This window comes from Arthrobacter sp. TJ-236 (assembly GCF_058269235.1).
This window is the reverse complement of sequence record NZ_JBZCNI010000003.1, coordinates 268,990-289,495: the sequence shown is the minus strand read 5'-3', so window position 1 is coordinate 289,495 and position 20,506 is coordinate 268,990. Positions and strand designations below refer to the sequence as shown.

Here is a 20,506-nt window from a genome sequence, read left to right as displayed (position 1 = left end):
GCATCCGTAGTGACGAGCCGATCGCTGATGGGAGTACTCCCCTTGATACATCGATGCTAACGCATGGATCGGCGTGTCTGTTCCCTACGCGTCACACGAACGACGACGGCGGCCGCCCCGCGCGCCCGCCGCCCCTCCCCCGCACCCACGGGTGACTGGCGCCGTCGTGCTGGTGGCTAGGCTGGGCGCATGGCCACAGTGATCCTCGTGCGGCACGGCCGCACCACAGCGAATGCCTCCGGCCTGCTGGCCGGGCGGACCCCCGGCGTCAGCCTCGACGACGTCGGGCGGGCCCAGGCGACGGCGACCGGCGAGCGTCTCGCCGTCGTGCCGCTCGTCGGTGTGGTGTCCAGCCCGCTGGAGCGGTGCCGGCAGACCTCGCAGTTCATCCTCGACCGCCAGGCGGGCAAGCCTGAGATCCCGGTCGACGACGGCATCACCGAGTGCGACTACGGCCAGTGGCAGAACCGCACCCTCACCGAGCTGGCCACCGAGCCCCTGTGGTCCACGGTGCAGTCGCAGCCGTCCGCCGTCACCTTCCCCGGTGGCGAGTCGATGGCGGCGATGCAGGCGCGCGCCGTGGCGGCGATCCGCAGCCGCGACGCCTTCTTCGAGGCCGAGTACGGGCCGGGCGCCGTGTGGGCTGCGGTGAGCCACGGCGACATCATCAAGTCGATCCTCGCGGACGCCCTCGGCACGCACCTGGACCTGTTCCAGCGCATCAACGTGGGCCCCGCGTCGGTCTCGATCATCAACTACGGCAGCGCGCGGCCCACGGTCTTCGCGACCAACACGGACGCCGGTGACCTGTCCTGGCTGGTGAAGAGCGCACCCACCGGTGATGCCGCCGTGGGTGGTGGCGCAGGGCATGAAGCAGCGCCGCCCGCATGAGCCTAAAATAGAAGCATGCCTACAACTGTTCACGAGTTCGCCTGGCCGGATCGGGTAATCATCGGCACCATCGGCGTCCCGGGAGAGCGGACCTTCTACCTGCAGGTGCGCACGGGGAAGCAGATCGTGAGCATCGCCCTCGAGAAGCAGCAGTCGGCGCAGCTCGCCGAGAAGATCGACGAGATCCTCGACCAGCTCATCGCCCTCGACGGCAACCCGTTCCACGTTCCGAGCAGCACGCCGATCGAGCTCGTCGACAACGACCAACTGGACCCTGTGGAGGAACAGTTCCGCACCGGTGCGATGAGCCTGGGCTGGGATCCGACGACGGCGCAGATCGTGGTGGAGGCCTACCCCATCACCGAGGTGGACACCGACGACATCAACGCCCTGCTCGCCGCGGATGACGACGACGCCGAGGCCGCCGAGATGCTCGTGGTGCGGATGCCCGTGGGCACCGCCCGCGCGTTCTCGAAGCGCACCCGCGAGGTGGTCGGCGCAGGCCGCCCCATCTGCGTGATCTGCGGCCAGCCGATCGACGCCGACGGCCACACCTGCACCCTCCCCGAGGCCTGATGGCCGGCACCGACCTGATGACCGACGAGCTCACGCTCACCGGACGCATCAGGACGGCGTCCAACGCCACGTTCGTCGGCAGCATCGGCGACCAGACGGTCGTGTACAAGCCGATCCGCGGCGAGAAGCCGCTGTGGGACTTCCCCGACGGCTGCCTCGCGCACCGCGAGGTGGCGGCCTACCTGGTGTCCGAGGCCATGGGCTGGAACATCGTGCCGAAGACCTGGCTCCGCGACGGACCGCTGGGCGAGGGCATGGTGCAGCTCTGGCAGGAGCCGGACCCCGAGCAGGACGCCGTGGACCTCATGCCTGCGGACGAGGTGCCGGAAACCGGCTGGAAGCACGTGCTCGAGGGGCAGGACGACGCCGGTCAGATCGTCGCGCTGGTCCACGAGGACACCGCGGCGCTGCGCCGCATGGCCGTCTTCGACGTGATCGTCAACAACGCGGACCGCAAGGGCGACCACATCCTCGCCATGAAGGACGGCCACCGCTACGGCGTGGACCACGGGCTGACTTTCCACAGCGAGCACAAGCTGCGGACGGTGTTGTGGGGGTGGGTCGGTGAAGAACTGACCGCAGAGGAACTTGAGGGCATCGACCGCGTGCGCAGCGGCCTGAGGGACACGCTCGGCGGAGACTTGGCAGGTCTGCTCACCGCAGAGGAGATCTCCGCGCTGACGGGTCGCTGCTCTGCATTGCGCGCAACCAAGCGCGCGCCGGGACCTCAGGGTCACTCGTCGGCAGTGCCCTGGCCCCTCTTCTGACGGACGTGAGCGGCACAAGTTTCGACACGTGGCTCCGAGGGCGCCGCTGCCTCTGCAAAGTAGTGGAATCTGTCAGCGGCGACTACAGACGGACCGTAGTTCGCGAACGCTTATCGCTACACGAAGCGAATGCGTGAGCGCTCCGCAGCGTCGTCGCAACACGTGCAAGTACGTTCGCTAAGAGCGTTCGTGCCCATCGAGCACTGTGCTACCCCCGGACCACCCCCTGTTGCATGTAGGGCACTCGATGTTCCACTCGTCCGAGCCCCAAATCTCGATCATCCGGCCGATGTTCTTCCGGCTCGATGGGTACCGCCGATCAGCGTCCTGGTCTTGCTTTGTCACGATGAGCGCGGCTCAATTGTTCACAATGCTCGACGCCCTGACTGAGGACGGTACGACGTCACTCCGACATCGCCTTGCGTTCATCGAAAACCGAAGGACCGATTGATGAGAACGACTGCCATGAGACAGATTGCTGAGACTCGTGGGGGCATGGACAAGACCTCGCTGACTCGTCTACGCCAGTCAGTGAGGCTCCCACCCGTCAGTCCCATCAAGGGATCCTTTGATACGACCTGACGCGGGCGCTCTTTTCGAGCCGTTGAGTCCAGCTAAAGGCCCGAGGACCGTGTGCTCTGAGTCAGCCGCGGATCGTGCCGCCGCTGGAGCCTGCGGAAGTGGGCAAGCCGTCACAAAGCGCTGCGATGATCTCGCGATTCACCACTGTGACTTACAGCACGGTAACCAACCAGTTCCCCACCCTGACCTCATCGGGGCACTCACCACCGCTGGTGCTCGATTACATGCGCCCTTACCAGAGCTTTGAACCGATGACCTACCTCTCCGCAGACTCTCCTTCCGCACGGTCCCCTAGATGCGTTCCGACGCCACCAAGTAGCCGACGAGTCGTGCTTGCAGGTCGAACAATAGGAGTGCACTAAGGTGAACGCATGTCCGAGACCGACGATCTTCCACTTATGCACACAATCGAATTAGTGAGCTCTATGTCTGCCGCTGACGTTAGCGAGAAGGACATAAGGTTGCCTAGCGTGGTTCAAGTCGAGCGCCTAGGGGCGCTGCAATCGGAGTTCAACGTCATCGCTCACCTGCTGTTGGAGATCAAAGATGCATTGGAAAATCCGAGGTAAAATGTCTGGTGGTCTTCGAGCGATCGAAGAGATACCAGATCTTTCTCCCTGCTTGATCGAGGGAACCAACGGCATCGGCAAGTCGGTAGCCGTGCAGCTGATCGAGCTGACCGCCGGGATGCTGCCGCGTGCGCTCGAAACGGACGAGATGTGGTCCTCCTTCCGCGACAACATCGGCAACACCGAGATACAGGTACAGGGTCTCCAAGGCGGCGTGACGTTGACCGCGCGCTTCACCCCGGAAAATTGGCCCGTGGCGGCTCCATCATCAGGTGGATTGGTTGATTTGGCCCTCGCCGATTTCACCATCGACGGCAAGGAGGCAACCTATCGCCAAGCAAGTGGGCTGCTGGCCGTTAATACTATTCGAGGCGATGAAAGCCTGCAGGAAACAGTGCAAAGACACGTCAGTCGCACAAAGGCAGAGGTGGAGGACGTTGCGGCGCGGGTACTGGACCACGCGAACGATATAGATGAATTTGTGCAGCAGTTCATTCCCGATTGGCTGCCAGCGGACCCTGACGTTCTGCGTCAGACACAATCGGTCGCCGCTCATACGACAGCGAAAGTCACCTCTGCGGCGAAGGATGTCCAGTCGGCGGACGAGTCGCTGAACAGATTGCGCTCCGCAATCGCGCTCGAGAGCAAGTTGCAAGCCGCAGACGCAGACACGAAGGCGCTCTTAGTAAACCTCGGTGAAACCCATAATTCCATAAAAGCCAGCGAGGCCGACGTGGATCGGCTCGATGCGGCGTCAAAAGAAGTCGCTGCCACCCTTCGCCGAGAGGGCGGAGCCAACGCTGCGCTCTCTGCCGCCCTAAACACGTCGCGATTGGAAAACGGACGTCTCTTCGATATCCAGCGAAAAATCGAGAAGGAAGTACGGTCACTCGGCACTCGTGGCAATCTCGAGACCGTTCGGGCAGAGATAAGGGCCTCCCAGGCTCGCCATCAGGAGTGCCAGAAAGAAATCAGCACTATCGACCGTACACGCCAAGTTGCGAGCGTGCTGCAGAAGGTCATACCAATTCTGGAATCTCACCGACACGACATCGCGTACGAACCGTTCATCAGCCTGTCTCACCAGATTTATCACGGACACCAGGTGCTAGACGGAATGAAGGCTCAACTCGAGCGCATTGGCAATAGCCCGCGGCTCGAAACAATCGCCGTCTTGGCTCAAGAGCGCGATGACCTATCGATACGAATCGCGAGCCTCCGCAAGTTGGAGACCTACCTGCGAGACTTGCCTACCCACGCCCGCCGTGTTGAAGATGCATCTTTGGTTGTTGAAGAGACTAAGAGGAAAGCCAATACTGCCACCGAGGCAACGAAGCTGTTGTCGCAATATAGCGAGCAGATCGGCGCGCAGCGCCAAAAGCTGTCCGAGTTATACATACTTTATGCTGATTTGCAAGGGAAGATTGGCGTTAGTAATGTCACATCAGAAAAAGAAGCGGAAAATCAGCTTATAGAGATGCTTGCACACCTTGGTCTTTCTCGATCCGACCTACCGCAAGCCGAGCCACGAGCGGAGCAGAAGCTGATCGAGGCGAAAGAGATCTTAACTGTTTTACGAGAAGACGAGCAGAGAGTTACCGACAAACAGCAAGAGATTCAGAGCGCGATCTTGGAGGTAATAGAGAAAGTTCAGCACCAGGACCGCTACGTCTGGCTCAGGCCGGCATACGCCGGAGTGGGCGTAGAGGCTCTTGAGGACGAAGCGCTGGATCGCTTTGCGCGGGTCCGCAAGTCGCTTATCGAAGCCGGTGCGCGAGCATATGGTGTGCAAACCAAGCTGATCGATATCGCGCAGCAGACTGGCGCCATCTCAAACACAAAAAAGCTTACTGAAACAAAAAATACTCCCTTTAGTCAATTGAGGCTACCGCACCTTGAGAACGCGCTCGGAGAGCCTCTGAGAGAATCTCTCAACACGCCAAGTATTAGGAAGAACATTTTCAGCGGACAAAGCATTGTTCGGATCAATCTTCAACGGCAAGTCTTGGTATTACGAGATCCAAATTCTGAGGTCGAGAGCGAGCGTTCAATGAGCGCCTTTTCGACCGGCGAGAGAGCTTTTGCCTTCACGCAAGCGCGTATAAAGGATCTCGAACCAACCAACAAACCCAACCGTCTGCTGATCCTCGACGAGTTCGGCGCATTCATCTCGGCAGACAGAATGCAAGACCTGCGGGAGTTTCTTTCAACCATCAACGACATAGCCGATCAGGTGATCATCATCCTACCATTACAGGTGGATTACAAAAAGGAGGTACGAGAAACCCGTGGCGGCCTCCGAGAGCGTTACCAAGAGAAAATCGAACAGTTGAATCAGCGAGGTTATTCGGCGGTGACGCTTTGACTGACGGTCCCTTTAGACGCACCGGTAGCTTTGTTCAAGCGTCCTACTTTGACGACCTTGATGAATCTGCCATACGCAGCTACTTGACTGATGTTTGGACAGCGGCTTTCGATTCCGTACCTGGTGATCTTGCGCAAGACCTCGCGCTGCTGCGACCGCTATTTCAGTCGCATGTCACGGGTGCGAAGGTACGGCTTGAGGCGAAGAAGCTGACGCCCCTTGAGCGGGCCCGTCCGGTCATACCGACCAGCCTGTATATCCCCGTCGACGAGAAACGGGGGTTCGTCACTCCCGAGGGGCGACTCTTCATCGAGAGTACTGGGGAAGCTGATTCCCATCGAGTCTTAGCGAGCAGTGGTGACCCCGCGTCGGCGCTGCTTGCCCGTTACTACAGTGAAGACCTGCATCAGTGGATCAGGAGCGCGCTCAATGCGGGGCCCGTTCCGGCAATCTCCATGGGTTTCGCTCTATTCCTGCTAATCAATGGTTCGGTGGGACGTGAGTCCGCGCTGCGGTTGCCGGAGGACGGCTCTGATGAGCAGCAGCTCGCCCCTGCGGTGCTTGGGGTCGCCAGCGCTTTCCGGGAAGGGCTTGGTGAAGCCCCCCTGGGCGCGAAGGAGATGAGACAGCTCCGTACTAGTTGGGTACTCGGGGAGGCCAACAGGAAACTGGGCATGTTCATGAGCCGCGGCAAGGTGAAGGGGCCTGGAGGACATGGCGGAATGATGCCCGCAATCTGGGTCGACAAGGGCCGGGAGGAGGTTCTCCTTGAAAGAATCGCAGAGCGCCTTCGCGCACGTGGAGACATCGACATGCGCTCGCTCGAAGCAGCGATCGATGCAGCGATAGCGGCCTTCAACGCTGCTCGTCCTCTGCTTAGCTACTGGCGTCTCACCCACGAGCGCAGGGCACAGACCACTTGGATCAAGGACACCTTGTTGCATAGATTCATCACCCTCGAAAGCCGCTCGTGACCGATACCTCCCTCCTTCAATTCCTCAGTGCTGCTCTGCGCGAGTACAGCAGAGCCGACGCCGATGAACGGCCTGTTATTCTTCCTGCGGTGCATGAGGCTCTGGAGCCCGACAAGGAAACAATCGGCGCGGTAGCCTCACGGTACGAAGGGGCTTACCTCGACTGTTCAGAGAACGCGGAGGTCCTATTCCGGCAGGGCCCCGCTAATGAGGGGGTGCTTACCGCACTGCGGCGACTATGTGCGGGCAATAACATCGACCTGATCCACGAAATGCAGGGCGATTCATTTCGGTTATCGTCTTCTAAGTTCCATGTACAGACCGGTGCTTCGAGTGTCCTCTTCAATGTCCTTACCGCCCTGACGTCTCAGGATGTCAACGTTGGCCTAGTTTTCCTATCCTATGAGACAGCTCCCCTGGATGACGGCCTGAGGCAGCTCCTTTGGACCGCGTGTAACCTTCTTGCTGCGCTCGGCCCCGCACGCCTTCGAACGTTCGTGCCGATCGCAGCAGGCCAGCTCGACATGACGAGTCATTGCAACCCTGTATCCGGTGCAGCGCGACTTGTCATACGGGGACGGAGCTTCTTTGAGCGGGGTGAGCGAGCGAGAACTCAGGATCTCGTGAGCGACATCCTGCGCCGTCGAGACCAACCGCTCGTACTCTTCCTCGGTGCAGGCGCCTCTGCGAGCTGTCGAATGCCCGACGGGAATAAGCTGAGGGATTTTGCGCTGGGGAAGTTCGTCGACGAGCCGTCGGACCCTGAAAGGGCAATCGAGCTCTTTCGGGGATATCTGCGCCGGCATAATCGATGGCTCCCCCGGGAAAGCACCATGCCAACGAACGATTTTGTTAACCAACTTACGCTCGAACGTGTCATGCGGGAGGAGTTTCACCGCCTTGGCGGGCACCCTCGCAGTGAATCGGTAACGGTGCACAAGATTACGGCGGACGCCGGTAGAGCGTTGGAGCATTTCCCTCCCGGCCGGGAAGCAATCTGGGCGTTGGCAGCGATTCTGCCGAAGCTATTCATTGCAACGATTAATTTTGACCAGTTGATCGAAAACGGGATGCTGGCACAGCACCAAGTTTTCGCCGATGCGCAGGAGTTCGAACAGGCGCGAGACCTCGTCCGCTCACGTCTCGCCGGAAACAACACGGACCTTCCAATTTTGAAGGTTCACGGAACAATTGAACGCGCGGACACGCTAGTCGCGGATATCGAAAGCACTGAAGTAGGTCTTCCTCAGCAGGTTGAACGGACTTTGGATTCGCTGGTCTCACAATCCACCCCTACTACGTGGGTGTGGATCGGATGTTCGATGCGCGATAAAGATCTAAGTCACTGGCTCGGAAGACTTGATGGGGTAAATCAGCTTCAGGAGTGGTGGGTTGATCCACTCCCGCCCGAAAGCGTCCGCTCGTATGCCGACGGACCACGCAGAAAACAATGGGCGGCGCAAGGCATCGAATTGCAGCATCGCCAGATCACGGAGACTTCAGACGTGTTCCTTGTGGAGCTTCTTGAACGCGCAAGACAACTGTCAGGCGACCCGTCGGAGGACTACTGAGCAACCAAGGTGATCAATCTTTCCGACAGTTTATGGTTCCCAGTCGGCCGCCGCCAACGCTGGCCCCGTTCCCGCAACTGCACGTCGCCCTGCACCTCGAAACCGTGATGCTGCGCAATCCGTCCAATCAGTGCAGGAGTGTCGACATAGATTCCATAGGGAGCGCTGTCTCCAACGAGCCATAGCGCCTGCGCCCCTGAATCGAGGTGAGAGTGAAGGTTGGACAGGATGCTACTCATCGCTTGAAAGTAAGCGGGCAGCACTTGGTCGTACTGCTTGCCACGCGGGCCGCGATCCACACGCCGAGCAGACAGAGCTTCAGTGAGTTGCTCCACCTCCTGTCCGACGCCGCTGAGCTTGACCACTTGCTCGAGAGCCGCCTGCTTCCCCCGCTTTGTGGACTGCTGCGTCGTCGCAACTAACATGTCCTGACGAACATTGGTCGTCAATTCTTTCCAGGACCGTGCGTCGCCCCAAAAATAGGCCTCCAAACGCGTCGCATCTGCATAATCAAAGTTGTTCAAGTAAGGAGGCGAACAGATGTTGGCTTGGGCCCTCTCCTCGGGCCATGAGGTGGGGTTACATGAATCCCCCAATCGGACGATGAACTTCGCCTGGGCTGCGGGAGTCTCGGCGTTTGAGATGTCGTCCGCCATCCACTCCGCACGCCTTTCAAACCGTTTAAAAACGTCTGAGTGCACGGCTCGGCGCGGTACTCCTGGAAGTTGATAGGGCCACCCAACTTTGACTCCCGCCACATCCCGAAGGGTTGCCAGCAATGCCCACTTTAGGTACTGGGAGGAGTCATCCAAAGGATCGTCAACGATGGCTGCTCGAAGTACTCGCAAATGAGCAAGGGTATCTTTGTCGAAGCTTCTCTGCACGAGATCTGTCTCGTCACTGAAAGCGTCGGCACTGATCCTGCGAGAAGCTGCCTCAGAAGCAGCGGAAACAATTTCGGCCGTTCGTCGTCGCAGGCTCTCAGGTGTAACACTTATATTGAGCTTGAGGTCAGCTAGCTCGGCGATCATGGGGTGCGCTTCGATGCCGTAGAAACTGAGCCCGGCCTCGCGCGCTGACGTTCCCGTAACGCCGGAACCGGCGAAGCAGTCGATCACAGCGCCTTCAGTGATCGACAAGGTCTCAAGAAGATAGGCGACGTAATCGGACGCAAAACCGGCTGGGTATCGAAACCATCGGTCGAAGGCTTGGTTCTTGCTCGTACCATGCACGCGTCCTACAGACTGATGCGGCATCAGAGGGTTCTCACTGATCGATGCTGAATCCAAAGTCGTCATAGTCCATTGCACCATGGTGCGATGCAGTGGACAGAATCACCACTCCAACACAGCCCCGGCCTCACCACGAGCGCCGAGCCGACACCAAAAACGATGCGCTTCTGCCGTTGCTAGGGTAGACCGGAGGCGACTTCGGAACGCCCCGCACGCAGTGCGGTCGTGGGCCTGCAAACTTGCACGACTAGCGCAAGCACGTCAACGGTTGACCCCGCGGCCCGGTGCGGGTTGTTACGCCGAGAAGATCGCCTCCCATAGTCCAGAACGGGGTAGTGGACATGCTCGATACGAAAACCCAGGCTGAGGACGCTTCCGAGCCTTCGCCTAACAGCCGCAATCCTTGCAAAGGATTGAAAACGGCGTTCCTATTGGACTTTGGAAGCTTGGATAAATGAAACCTGCACGAACTCTCGAGACTGGTGTACTGCCTAGGAACCCCTTTGAATAGCCCTGGGACGGTCCTGTAGATTTCAGGCGAGTCCGAGGGCGGTTTATTTGACAGCCTCACCAATGCTATGCGAAGGCAGGAAGTTGTCGCTTCCATCGGTGCGCGGATCATCCGACCCTTCGTCGAAGTTGTCGGACGCGCTCAATTTGCCAACCTTTCGATGAAAGACTTTCTCCTCAGACCCAAGGGCGCGGGGTTCAAACGCCAATGGTTCTTGTTCATCTCACAAAGACCTGACGACCCACCCTACGGTCTCATCGAGAACGAAGACCGTCGCGCTTCAAACGCCGAAAATCGCTGACAGGTATTGTGGTGCCTCTGCTTGCCGCTCAGCTTCACTACTTACTCACGCGAAAGAGTTTGCAGTATGGCCGAAAAGTGTCATAAGCACTGTTATGGGTAGCTGGTTGCGGTAGTCCAGCCTGGGGCAGCCAACCGCTCATCCAACCAACAAGTCCCCTCACACATCAGACATGCATGGCAGTGCTCTCCCGCACCACTAGCCGCGTCGGCACGAGGTCCAGCCCCGGTTCCGTCGAGTTCTCTCTCATCTGCTTCAGCACCTTGTCCACGCAGCGCCGGCCCACCTCCGCGAAGTCCTGGTGCACCGTGGTGAGGGGTGGGCTGAACGAGGTGCTGTCCGGGATGTCGTCGAAGCCCACCATCGAAACGTCCTGCGGCACCCGGATGCCCTTCTCGTGAAAGGCCCGCTGCACCCCCAGCGCCATCTGGTCATTCGCAACGAACACCGCGGTGCAGTCGGTCGATGCGAGCGAGAGCCCGGCGAGGTGGCCCGAGTCGGCCGACCAATCCCCCCGTAGCAGCCGAGGCTCCGGGCACCCGCGCGCAGCAAGAGTTGACCGCCACGCGTTCACTCGCCGCTCCGACGCGAAGCTCTCTTCCGGACCCGCCACGTGCCACACCGTCTGATGCCCCAGATCCAGCAGGTGCTCCACGGCCTTCTTGGCGCCGTCGGCCTGGTCCGTGTCGATCACGCTGTAGCCGTCACTCGCGTTGGAGTCCACGACCACCGCGTGCACGCCCGGCGGCAGGGACACCGTGGCGGCGTCGAGCAGGTGAACCTCCATGATCACGATGATGGCGTCCACCGCCAGTTCGTTCAGCCGTGAGAACGCTCCGCGCACGCCGGCTTGGGTGGGCGCGGCCACGGGGATCAGCGTGATGGCGTAGTCCTCCTCCGCGGCCCGGGCTGCGATGGCCTCGAGGGTGCGGACGTTCCCGGTGGTGGAGAGCGTGAACAGGATGACGCCGATGGTCCTGAAGCTCCCCCGCTTCAGTGCACGCGCCGCACTGTTGGGCCGGTACCCCAGCTCGTTCATGGCGCGGATGACCTGCTGCCGCGTCGCCTCCACCACCCCGGGGCTGCCGTTGGTCACACGGGAGACGGTCTGGGCCGAGACGCCGGCCAGCCGGGCGACGTCCGTCATGGAGACCCGGCGTTCCTCACGAACGAGGTGTTGACGCGCGGGGGGCTCCATGTGACCATCGTAACAACGATGTTTACGTAAACATCGGATGCGCGAGCCGCAAGGTGTTTGCGCAAACATTGCCGAAGACCCAGAAGGATCACTCATGACGACGGCGTCACCCCCTCCGGCCACGCTCGGCACCCGGCCGAAGCCCGCGAAGCGGTCCCAGGCTCGCGCCCAGAAGCGTTCGTGGTCCGGCTGGTTGTTCATCGGCCCCTTCATGGCGGTGTTCGCGCTCGTGTTCCTGGCGCCGATCGCCTACTCGATCTACCTCAGCTTCTTCCGCAACCAGCTCGTGGGCGGCAACGGCTTCGTGGGCCTCGCCAACTACGCGCAGGTGCTGCAGGACAACCAGTTCTGGTCCTCCCTGATCCGCGTGGTGCTGTTCCTCGCCGTGCAGGTGCCGGTAATGCTCCTGATCGCCATGCTCGTGGCCCTCGCCATAGACAGCGGCCGGCTCTACGGGAAGTCCTTCTTCCGGATCTCGATCTTCCTGCCCTACGCCGTGCCCGCCGTGGTGGCGAGCCTCATGTGGGGCTTCATGTACGGCACGCGCTTCGGCCTGGTGGGCAACATCAACGATGCGCTCGGCACCAACATCCCCAACCCGCTGAATCCGGAGCTGATCCTCGCCTCGATCGGCAACATCGTCACGTGGGAGTTCATCGGCTACAACATGCTGATCTTCTACTCGGCACTCAGCGTGATCCCGAAGTCGCTGTACGAGGCCGCGGAGATCGACGGCGCCAACCAGTTCCGCCTCATCACGGCCATCAAGCTGCCCGCCATCCGCGGGGCGATCGTCGTGGCGACCATCTTCTCGATCATCGGGAGCTTCCAGCTGTTCAACGAGCCCGCGATCCTCCAGAGCCTCGCGCCGAACGCCATTTCCACGTTCTTCACGCCCAACTACTACGCCTACTCGCTGAGCTTCTCCGGCCAGCAGTACAACTACTCCGCAACCGTGGCGATCGTCATGGGGATCCTGACCATGATCATCGCCTACGCCGTGCAGCTGCGCGGCATGCGGAAGGAGGCCTGACATGGCTGTCGCCGTCGAACCCGCACGCGCCCAGGGCGCGAGGCCCAAGCCCGCGAACATCCGCATGCGCAGCAACCGCCACAGCGTGGACAAGCCGAAGCGCAGCGTCCTGCTGACGCTCCTCACGGGGATCGTGCTGGTCTACAGCCTCATTCCGCTGGTGTGGCTGGTCATCAACTCCTCGAAGACGCAGGAGAACCTGTTCAGCTCCTTCGGCCTCTGGTTCAGCGGGGAGTTCTCCCTGTTCACCAACATCAGCGACACCCTCACGTACGACGACGGCATCTTCGGCCGCTGGTTCCTCAACACGGTGCTCTACGTGGCCCTCGGCGCGGGCGGGGCGACGTTCCTCGCCGTCCTCGGCGGGTACGCGCTGGCGAAGTTCAGCTTCCCGGGTAAGAAGGCCGTGTTCGCCGTCGTCATCGGCGCGGTGGCCGTTCCCGGCACCGCCCTGGCGGTGCCCACGTTCCTCATGTTCAGCCAGATGGGCATCACCAACACCCCGTGGTCGGTGATCATCCCGTCGCTGATCTCGCCGTTCGGCCTGTACCTGATGTGGACGTTCGCCACCGAGGCCATCCCCACCGAGCTCCTCGAATCCGCCCGCATGGACGGCGCCGGCGAGTTCCGCACCTTCTTCCAGATCTGCCTGCCGCTCTTGGGCCCGGGAATCGTCACGGTGCTGCTGTTCACCATGGTGGCCACCTGGAACAACTACTTCCTGCCCCTGATCATGCTGCGGAACCCCGACTGGTACCCGCTGACCGTGGGCCTGAACGCCTGGAACAACCAGGCCGCCACGGCCGGTGGCGACGCCATCTTCAACCTCGTGATCACCGGCTCCCTCCTGACCATCATCCCGTTGATCGCGGCCTTCCTGCTGCTGCAGCGGTACTGGCAGTCCGGCCTGAGTGCAGGCGCGGTCAAAGAGTAGTTCCCCGTTCCATACCCCTTCCGAAACGATGAAGTGAAAAGGAAATCCATGAAGAGCAGAATCTCCCCGGCAGTGCTGCGCGGTTCGGCACTCGCCCTCGCCGCGGCCCTCGCGCTCACCGCCTGCGGCGGCGGAGGCGGCGGCAATGACGCCGGTGCGGCCCCCGAAGAGGTCAGCGCCGACGACGTCCAGGCAGCCCTCGAGGAGGGCGGCGACCTCCTGGTCTGGGCCTGGGAGCCCACCCTCGAAGCCGTGGTCGAGGACTTCGAGGCCGAGTACCCGAACGTCAACATCGAGCTCGTCAACGCCGGTACCGGCAATGACCAGTACACAGCGCTGCAGAACGCCATCGCAGCGGGCGACGGCGTCCCCGACGTGGCACAGATCGAGTACTTCGCGCTGCCGCAGTTCGCGCTGGCGGACTCCGTCAAGGACCTCACCGGCTACGGCGCCGGTGACCTCGAGGAGACCTTCAGCCCCGGCCCGTGGAGCTCCGTCCAGGCCAACGAGGGCATCTACGGCCTCCCGATGGACTCCGGACCCATGGCCCTGTTCTACAACACCGAGGTGTTCGACCAGTACGGCGTCGAGGTGCCCACCACCTGGGACGAGTACGTCGAGGCGGCGCGTGCGCTGCAGGCCGCGAACCCGGACGTCTACATCGCCAATGACACGGGCGACGCCGGCTTCACCACCAGCCTCATCTGGCAGGCCGGCGGCCAGCCCTACCAGGTCGACGGCACGGACGTCACCGTGAACTTCTCCGACGAGGGCTCCACCAAGTTCGCGGAGACCTGGCAGCAGCTGCTCGACGAGGACCTCCTGGCACCCGTCAGCTCCTGGAGCGACGAGTGGTACCAGGGCCTCGGCAGCGGCACCATCGCCACCCTCGCCACCGGCGCCTGGATGCCCGGCAACTTCACCTCGGGCGTGCCGCAGGCCTCGGGCAAGTGGCGCGCAGCTCCCCTTCCCCAGTGGGAAGAGGGCGGCACCGCGAGCGCCGAGAACGGCGGCAGCTCGCTGACCATCCCCGCGGCCAGCGAGCAGGGCGCACTCGCGTACGCCTTCCTCGACTACGCCAACGTGGGCGAGGGCGTGGAGACCAGGATCGACGGCGGCGCCTTCCCGGCGACGGCGGCGCAGCTGGAGTCCGAGGAGTTCCTCGCCACCGAGTTCGAGTACTTCGGCGGCCAGAAGGCCAACGAGATCTTCGCGGAGTCCGCGCGGAACGTGCCCGAGGGCTGGTCCTACCTGCCCTTCCAGGTGTACGCGAACAGCATCTTCAACGACACCGTGGGGCAGTCCTACGTCTCGGATGCCCCGCTCACCGAGGGCCTGAAGGCCTGGCAGGACGCCAGCATCCAGTACGGCTCGGAGCAGGGCTTCACCGTCTCCGAGTAGCACCCGCAAGCCCGGGCCGGGCGGGAGCTCGCGCGCACCCGCCCGGTCCGTACCACCCGCAGTAAACGCACCACCCGCTGCACCGCCGTCGTACCCCGCGTTTACGAGCCGGGGAACGACGGCGGCAGCAGCTCGATCATCTGTCTGTACCACCTGTATGAACCCGCCTCGAGGAGCTGTACCGTGCCTACCCCCACCACTCACCGCTGGCTCCGCTGGCCCACCGAACCGAACCGCAAGCGCATGGGATACGGCGCCGACTACAACCCGGAGCAGTGGCCCCGCGAGACCTGGGACGAGGACGTCCGGCTCATGCGTGAGGCCGGCGTCAACGTGGTCTCCCTCGCGATCTTCTCCTGGGCCCGCCTGCAGCCCGAGCGCGACCAGTGGAACTTCGCGTGGCTCGACGAGGTCATCGACCTCCTCCACGCCAACGGCATCGCCGTGGATCTCGCGACCGCCACCGCCTCCCCGCCGCCGTGGCTGGCCACCGAGCACCCGGAGATCCTCCCCGTCACCGCCGACGGCAGCATCCTCTCCCCCGGCGCGCGCCAGCACTGGCGCCCCACCAGCCCCGTGTTCCGCGAGCACGCCCTGAACCTCGTGACGGCCATGGCCGAGCGGTACAAGGACCACCCGGCCGTCTGCGCCTGGCACATCTCCAACGAGCTCGGCTGCCACAACATCTACGACTACTCCGACGACGCCGCCCGCGCCTTCCGCGTGTGGCTCACCGACCGCTACGGCAGCATCGACGCCCTGAACGAGGCCTGGGGCACCGACTTCTGGTCCCAGCGCTACACGCGATTCGAGCAGATCCTGCCCCCGCGCCAGGCCGCCTCGCACCCGAACCCCACACAGCAGCTCGACTTCAAGCGCTTCTCCTCGGACGCCCTCAAGGGCTACCTCCGCGAGGAACGGGACATCCTGCAGCGCATCACGCCGGACATCCCCATCACCACCAACTTCATGGTCATGGGTGAGACCAAGGGCATGGACTACGCCGACTGGGCCACCGAGGTGGACTTCGTCGCGAACGACCACTACTTCGTGCCCGGACCGCAGGCCCAGGACGAGCTCTCCTTCTCCGCGAACCTGACCGGCAACATCGCCGGCGGCAAGCCCTGGTTCCTCATGGAGCACTCCACGAGCGCCGTGAACTGGCAGCCCATCAACACCCCGAAGAAGCCCGGTGCGTTGCGCCGGGACTCCCTCACGCACGTGGCTCACGGCGCGGACGCCGTCTGCTTCTTCCAGTGGCGGCAGTCCAAGGCCGGCGCCGAGAAGTTCCACTCCGCGATGGTGCCCCACGCCGGTGAGGACAGCCCCATCTTCCGGGGCGTCGTGGACCTCGGCCACGAACTCGCCGCCCTGTCCGACGTCGTCGGTACCCGCCGCTCGGCTGCGCCGGCCGCGATCGTGTTCGACTGGGACTCCTGGTGGGCCTCCGAGCAGGATTCCCACCCGACCGACCGCCTGCGCTACAAGCAGGAGGCCCTGGACTGGTACTCGGCGTTCCTCGCCCTCGGGATCCGCGCCGACGTCGTCCCCTCCGCCGCTGACCTCACGGGCTACGGGCTCGTCGTCGCGCCCGTCCTCCACACCGTCCCCGCCGCACTGAAGGAGCGCCTCGAGGCCTACGTGCACGGCGGCGGCCACCTCGTGGCGAGCTACTTCAGCGGCATCACCGACGAGAACGACCACATCTGGCTCGGCGGCTACCCCGGCGCCCTCGCGGACCTGCTCGGCGTGCGGATCGACGAGTTCGGCCCGCTGCTCGACGGCGAGTGCGTCTCCTTGGACAACGGCAGCACCGCCACCCTCTGGGCGGACCGCGTGCACCCGCGCGTCGACGGCGTGGAAGTGCTCTCCCGCTACACCACCCACGACCACGCGGGCGACGCCGCCGTGACACGCCGCGTCGTCGGCTCCGGCAGTGCCTCCTACGTGGGAGCGCGCCTCGGCGCGCAAGGCCTCGAGACCGTCCTCACGGACCTCGCCGCCCGCGCCGGCGTGGTCAGCGCGCTACCCGCGGAACTCCGCGGCGCCGTCGAGCACGTCCTGCGCACCGGCGACGACGCCGACTACGCCTTCCTCATCAACCGCACCGATGCGCCGGTGGACATCACCGGGGTGGACGGCACCACGCTCTCGGGCGAGGAGTCCAAACTGGCTCCCCGTTCGGTCGCCGTCCGGAAGGTCCTCCGCACCACCTAGTAATGCACCACTCAGTAACGCCCCCTCACGGAACCAGCACCACTGATCAAGGAGCACATATTCAATGATGAATCGACCCCGGCGCGCCCAGAAAGCCGCCGCCACAGGAGTGGCCGCCGTCCTGGCAGCCGCGTCCCTGATCGGAGGAGCGGCCTCGGCGCAGGCCGCTCCCCCGGCCGCCCCGGAGCTCCCCGCGAACGCCCTGACCCTTACACCGGATCCCTCCTACCAGGGCGACGAGTTCGAGGGCTGGGGCACCAGCCTCGTCTGGTTCGCCAACGCCACCGGCGGCTACCCGGACGAGATCCGCAACCAGCTGGCCGACATGGTGTTCGGGCCCGAGGGCCTGAACCTCAACATCGCCCGCTACAACATCGGCGGCGGCAACGCCCCGGACGTGCCGGACTACCTGCGCCCGGGCGGTGCCGTCGAAGGCTGGTGGAACGCCCCCGAGGGCACCACGCGTGCCGACAAGGACTGGTGGGACCCCGAGGACGAGAACGACTGGAACCTCCAGGCCGACGCCACGCAGCGCTGGTGGATCGACCGCGTGAAGAACGACGTCACGCACTGGGAGACCTTCAGCAACTCGCCTCCCTACTTCCAGACCGTGAGCGGCTACGTCTCCGGTGGCTTCGACTCCAACCAGGACCAGCTGCGCACCGAGAGCATCTCCGACTTCAACGCCTACCTGGTACGGGTGACCGAGGAGCTCGAGAAGGCACACGGCATCGAGGTGGACACGCTCGACCCGTTCAACGAGCCGAACACCAACTACTGGGGCACGCGCCTCGGAGCCGATGGCAACCCGACCGGCGGCCGCCAGGAGGGCGCGCACATCGGTCCGCAGCTGCAGCAGACGGTGCTCCGCGACCTCGCCACGAAGCTCGAGACCTCCAGCTCCGACGCCACCATCTCCGCGATGGACGAGACCAACCCCGGCCTCTTCGCCACCAACTGGAACACCTACCCCGAGGACGTCCGCGCCCTCGTGGACCAGCTCAACGTCCACACGTACGGCACCAACCAGCGCACCACGGTGAGGGACATCGCGAAGGCGGAGGAGAAGCCGCTGTGGATGAGCGAGGTGGAGGGTTCCTGGGGTGACGGCCAGAGCTTCACCAGCATGGAGCCGGGCCTCGGGATGGCCAAGCGCATCACCGACGATCTCCGCGAGCTCGAGCCCACCGCGTGGGTGTTCTGGCAGCCCGTCGAGGACTACGACAACATGGCGCCCGGCGGCGAGAGCGCAGCCGGAGCCAACTGGGGCAGCATCCAGATGCCGTTCGACTGCACCAGCGCGGACACCCTCGAGACGTGCCCCATCTACACGAACACGAAGTACAACACCGTGCGGAACTACACGCACTACATCCAGCCCGGCGACCGCCTGGTCGGCACGAACGACGAGAACACGACGGCGGCCCTCACGGCCGACGGCGCGGCGCTCGTGCACATCAACGAGGACACCGAGGACAAGCCCGTGGTCCTCGACTTCTCGAAGTTCGGTGCCATTGCCCAGGGCGCCACCGTGACCCCCGTGGTCAGTGACGTGAACGGTGCGCTCGTCGAGGGCACGCCGGTCGCGATCGAGGGCACCTCCGCCGTCGTCACCGCGCCCGCCGAATCCGTGACCACCTTCGTGGTGGACGGCGTCGCCGGGATCGCGGAGGACGCCGCGGCCATCGATACGGACCACGTGTACCGGATCGAGGGCGTGCAGTCCGGGAAGTCGATCGAGACCGCCGGCAGCAGCGCGGTCATCAGCACCGGCGACAACGCTGACACGAAGCAGCTGTTCCGCTTCACGAGCCTGGGTGAGGACAACACCAACCAGGAGCGCTACTCCATCACCACGCTGAACGGTGCGTTCCAGCTCGCGGACCAGGGCGGCGCTGCCGCCGTCGTTCCCGTGGGGACCAACCCGCGCGCCGAGTGGATCGCCTCCACCACCGGCGACGGCACCTACACCTTCGTGAACGCCGAGACCGATCTGCTGCTCGAGGTGGGCGGCGGCTCCACGGCCGAGGGCGCCCCCGTGACGCTCTACCTCGCGAACTCCGGCGCCAACCAGCGCTGGACCCTCTTGGACGAGACCGTGCAGTCGGTGCAGGACGTCACCGCGCTGACGAGCCCGGGCATGGCCCCGACGCTCCCCACGACGGTCACCCCCGTGCACCGCGACGGCGCGCGCGGCTCGCTGCCCGTGACGTGGAAGCTCCCCAACGAGAACCGCTGGAAGAAGCCCGGGACCGTGACGGTCAAGGGCACCGCGACGGACCTCTTCGGGAACGCGTTCCCGGTGGAAGCCGTGGTCACGGTGGACACCCTCGTCTCCACGCAGCCCGCACGCGCCAAGGCCGTGGTCAACGGCCTGCCGTCGCTGCCCGCCACGGTCACCGCCGTCGGCAGCCTCGGTGGAACGTTCGAGCGCTCGGTCACCTGGAACACTCCCGTCAGCTACCCGGCGACGGGCGTCTACACCCTGCAGGGCAGGGCCGACGCCGGGAACGGCGCCACCATCCCCGCCAGCGTCCTGATCCAGGTCACCGCGGGCACGCCGGACAACATCGCGGACGACGGCGGCACGACGGCCACCGCGACGTTCACCGAACCGGGCTACGGAACGGCGGGCCTCTTCAACGGGAACCTCCGTGACAAGGCCTGGTCCAACTGGCGCTCGAGCAACAAGAACCTTGCCGACACCCTCACGGTGAACCTCCGCCAGACACAGCCGCTGAGCGGCGTGAAGGTGCACTTCTTCCGCGACGGCACCACGGACAGCTACGCGCAAACCGTGCAACTGCAGGTGCAGGGCGCTGACGGCCAGTGGGCCGACTCCGGCGCACCCGTCAGCGTCCCCGCAGGTGCCCCGGCGCCCGTCGTGACCCTGCCGATGAGCAGCGTGAGCGCGCAGTCCGTCCGCGTGGTCATGACCGCCCGGCCGAACACGCACATGGTGGTCAGCGAGATCGAGGTGCTCGGCTCGGTCCCGTCGACGTCCTTCGACTCCTCGCTCTCGGGCATCAGCATCAACGGCACGCCGATCGCCGGCTTCGCCTCGGACGTCACCACGTACTCCGAGCGGTGGCGGGGCAAGCTGCCCACCATCGCGGCCACCGCGACCGACCCCTACGCCACGGTGACGGTCACGCAGCCCACGCAGGAGAGCCGCACCGCGGTCATCGAGGTCACGAGCGAGGACGGCACGGCCACCACCACGTACCGGCTGAACCTCAACCGGCAGTAACGCCTGCCTGACACAGAACGACGACGGGACATCCGCGCGCAGCGGGCGTCCCGTCGTCGTTCTCGTGTTCGCAGGTGGGCAGCGCACCGCCGATCAACGCGGTTCTGGCAACCCCCGGCGCGGACAATCAAGGT

General features: G+C 63.7%; 13 protein-coding genes. 11 read left to right on the top strand and 2 right to left on the bottom strand.

The annotated features are described in order from the left end of the window. Positions 1–189: 189 nt before the first annotated feature. The 6 genes from AC4D16_RS13575 (at position 190) to AC4D16_RS13550 (ending at position 8,295) form a co-directional block, all read left to right on the top strand. Entirely contained in the window at positions 190–891 is a 702-nt protein-coding gene (locus AC4D16_RS13575) for an MSMEG_4193 family putative phosphomutase (protein ID WP_490955356.1), read from the top strand. 15 nt (positions 892–906) lie between these two features. Further along, positions 907–1,467, top strand: a complete 561-nt coding sequence (locus AC4D16_RS13570; RefSeq protein WP_490949710.1) for a DUF3090 domain-containing protein — start codon at positions 907–909, stop codon at positions 1,465–1,467. Further along, positions 1,467–2,234: an SCO1664 family protein gene (locus AC4D16_RS13565; protein ID WP_490955355.1), complete on the top strand. Its 768-nt coding sequence runs from the start codon at positions 1,467–1,469 to the stop codon at positions 2,232–2,234. Before AC4D16_RS13570 ends, AC4D16_RS13565 begins: the two co-directional genes overlap by 1 nt. A 1,128-nt stretch (positions 2,235–3,362) precedes the next feature. Then, complete coding sequence (locus AC4D16_RS13560) at positions 3,363–5,750, top strand: hypothetical protein (RefSeq protein WP_490955354.1); 2,388 nt, start codon at positions 3,363–3,365, stop codon at positions 5,748–5,750. Beyond that, entirely contained in the window at positions 5,747–6,724 is a 978-nt protein-coding gene (locus tag AC4D16_RS13555; RefSeq protein ID WP_490955353.1) for a hypothetical protein, read from the top strand. Before AC4D16_RS13560 ends, AC4D16_RS13555 begins: the two co-directional genes overlap by 4 nt. Next, on the top strand, positions 6,721–8,295 hold the full coding sequence (locus tag AC4D16_RS13550) for an SIR2 family protein (protein WP_490955352.1): 1,575 nt from the start codon (positions 6,721–6,723) through the stop codon (positions 8,293–8,295). The genes AC4D16_RS13555 and AC4D16_RS13550 overlap by 4 nt, the downstream gene beginning before the upstream one ends. Here the strand turns inward: AC4D16_RS13550 and AC4D16_RS13545 are convergent. Together AC4D16_RS13545 and AC4D16_RS13540 are read right to left on the bottom strand one after the other, a co-directional pair. Continuing rightward, complete coding sequence (locus AC4D16_RS13545) at positions 8,289–9,593, bottom strand: DNA methyltransferase (protein WP_490955351.1); 1,305 nt, start codon at positions 9,591–9,593, stop codon at positions 8,289–8,291. The genes AC4D16_RS13550 and AC4D16_RS13545 overlap by 7 nt on opposite strands. A 912-nt stretch (positions 9,594–10,505) precedes the next feature. Then, positions 10,506–11,537, bottom strand: a complete 1,032-nt coding sequence (locus tag AC4D16_RS13540) for a LacI family DNA-binding transcriptional regulator (RefSeq protein WP_490955350.1) — start codon at positions 11,535–11,537, stop codon at positions 10,506–10,508. Positions 11,538–11,631: 94 nt separating this feature from the next. Here AC4D16_RS13540 and AC4D16_RS13535 point away from each other — a divergent pair, with 94 nt between their 5' ends. From AC4D16_RS13535 to AC4D16_RS13515, 5 genes are all read left to right on the top strand, one after another. Continuing rightward, the gene (locus tag AC4D16_RS13535; RefSeq protein ID WP_490955349.1) at positions 11,632–12,570 is read left to right on the top strand and encodes a carbohydrate ABC transporter permease; all 939 of its coding nucleotides are present in this window, start codon (positions 11,632–11,634) and stop codon (positions 12,568–12,570) included. Between the two features lie 64 nt (positions 12,571–12,634). Further along, positions 12,635–13,504, top strand: a complete 870-nt coding sequence (locus tag AC4D16_RS13530) for a carbohydrate ABC transporter permease (RefSeq protein ID WP_490955495.1) — start codon at positions 12,635–12,637, stop codon at positions 13,502–13,504. 48 nt (positions 13,505–13,552) lie between these two features. After that, positions 13,553–14,905 carry an ABC transporter substrate-binding protein gene (locus tag AC4D16_RS13525; RefSeq protein ID WP_490955348.1) on the top strand — a complete coding sequence of 451 codons (1,353 nt, stop codon included), beginning with the start codon at positions 13,553–13,555 and terminating at the stop codon, positions 14,903–14,905. Between the two features lie 183 nt (positions 14,906–15,088). Then, the gene (locus AC4D16_RS13520) at positions 15,089–17,122 is read left to right on the top strand and encodes a beta-galactosidase (protein ID WP_490955347.1); all 2,034 of its coding nucleotides are present in this window, start codon (positions 15,089–15,091) and stop codon (positions 17,120–17,122) included. 64 nt (positions 17,123–17,186) lie between these two features. Further along, on the top strand, positions 17,187–20,372 hold the full coding sequence (locus AC4D16_RS13515) for an Ig-like domain-containing protein (protein ID WP_490955346.1): 3,186 nt from the start codon (positions 17,187–17,189) through the stop codon (positions 20,370–20,372). Positions 20,373–20,506: the final 134 nt, after the last annotated feature.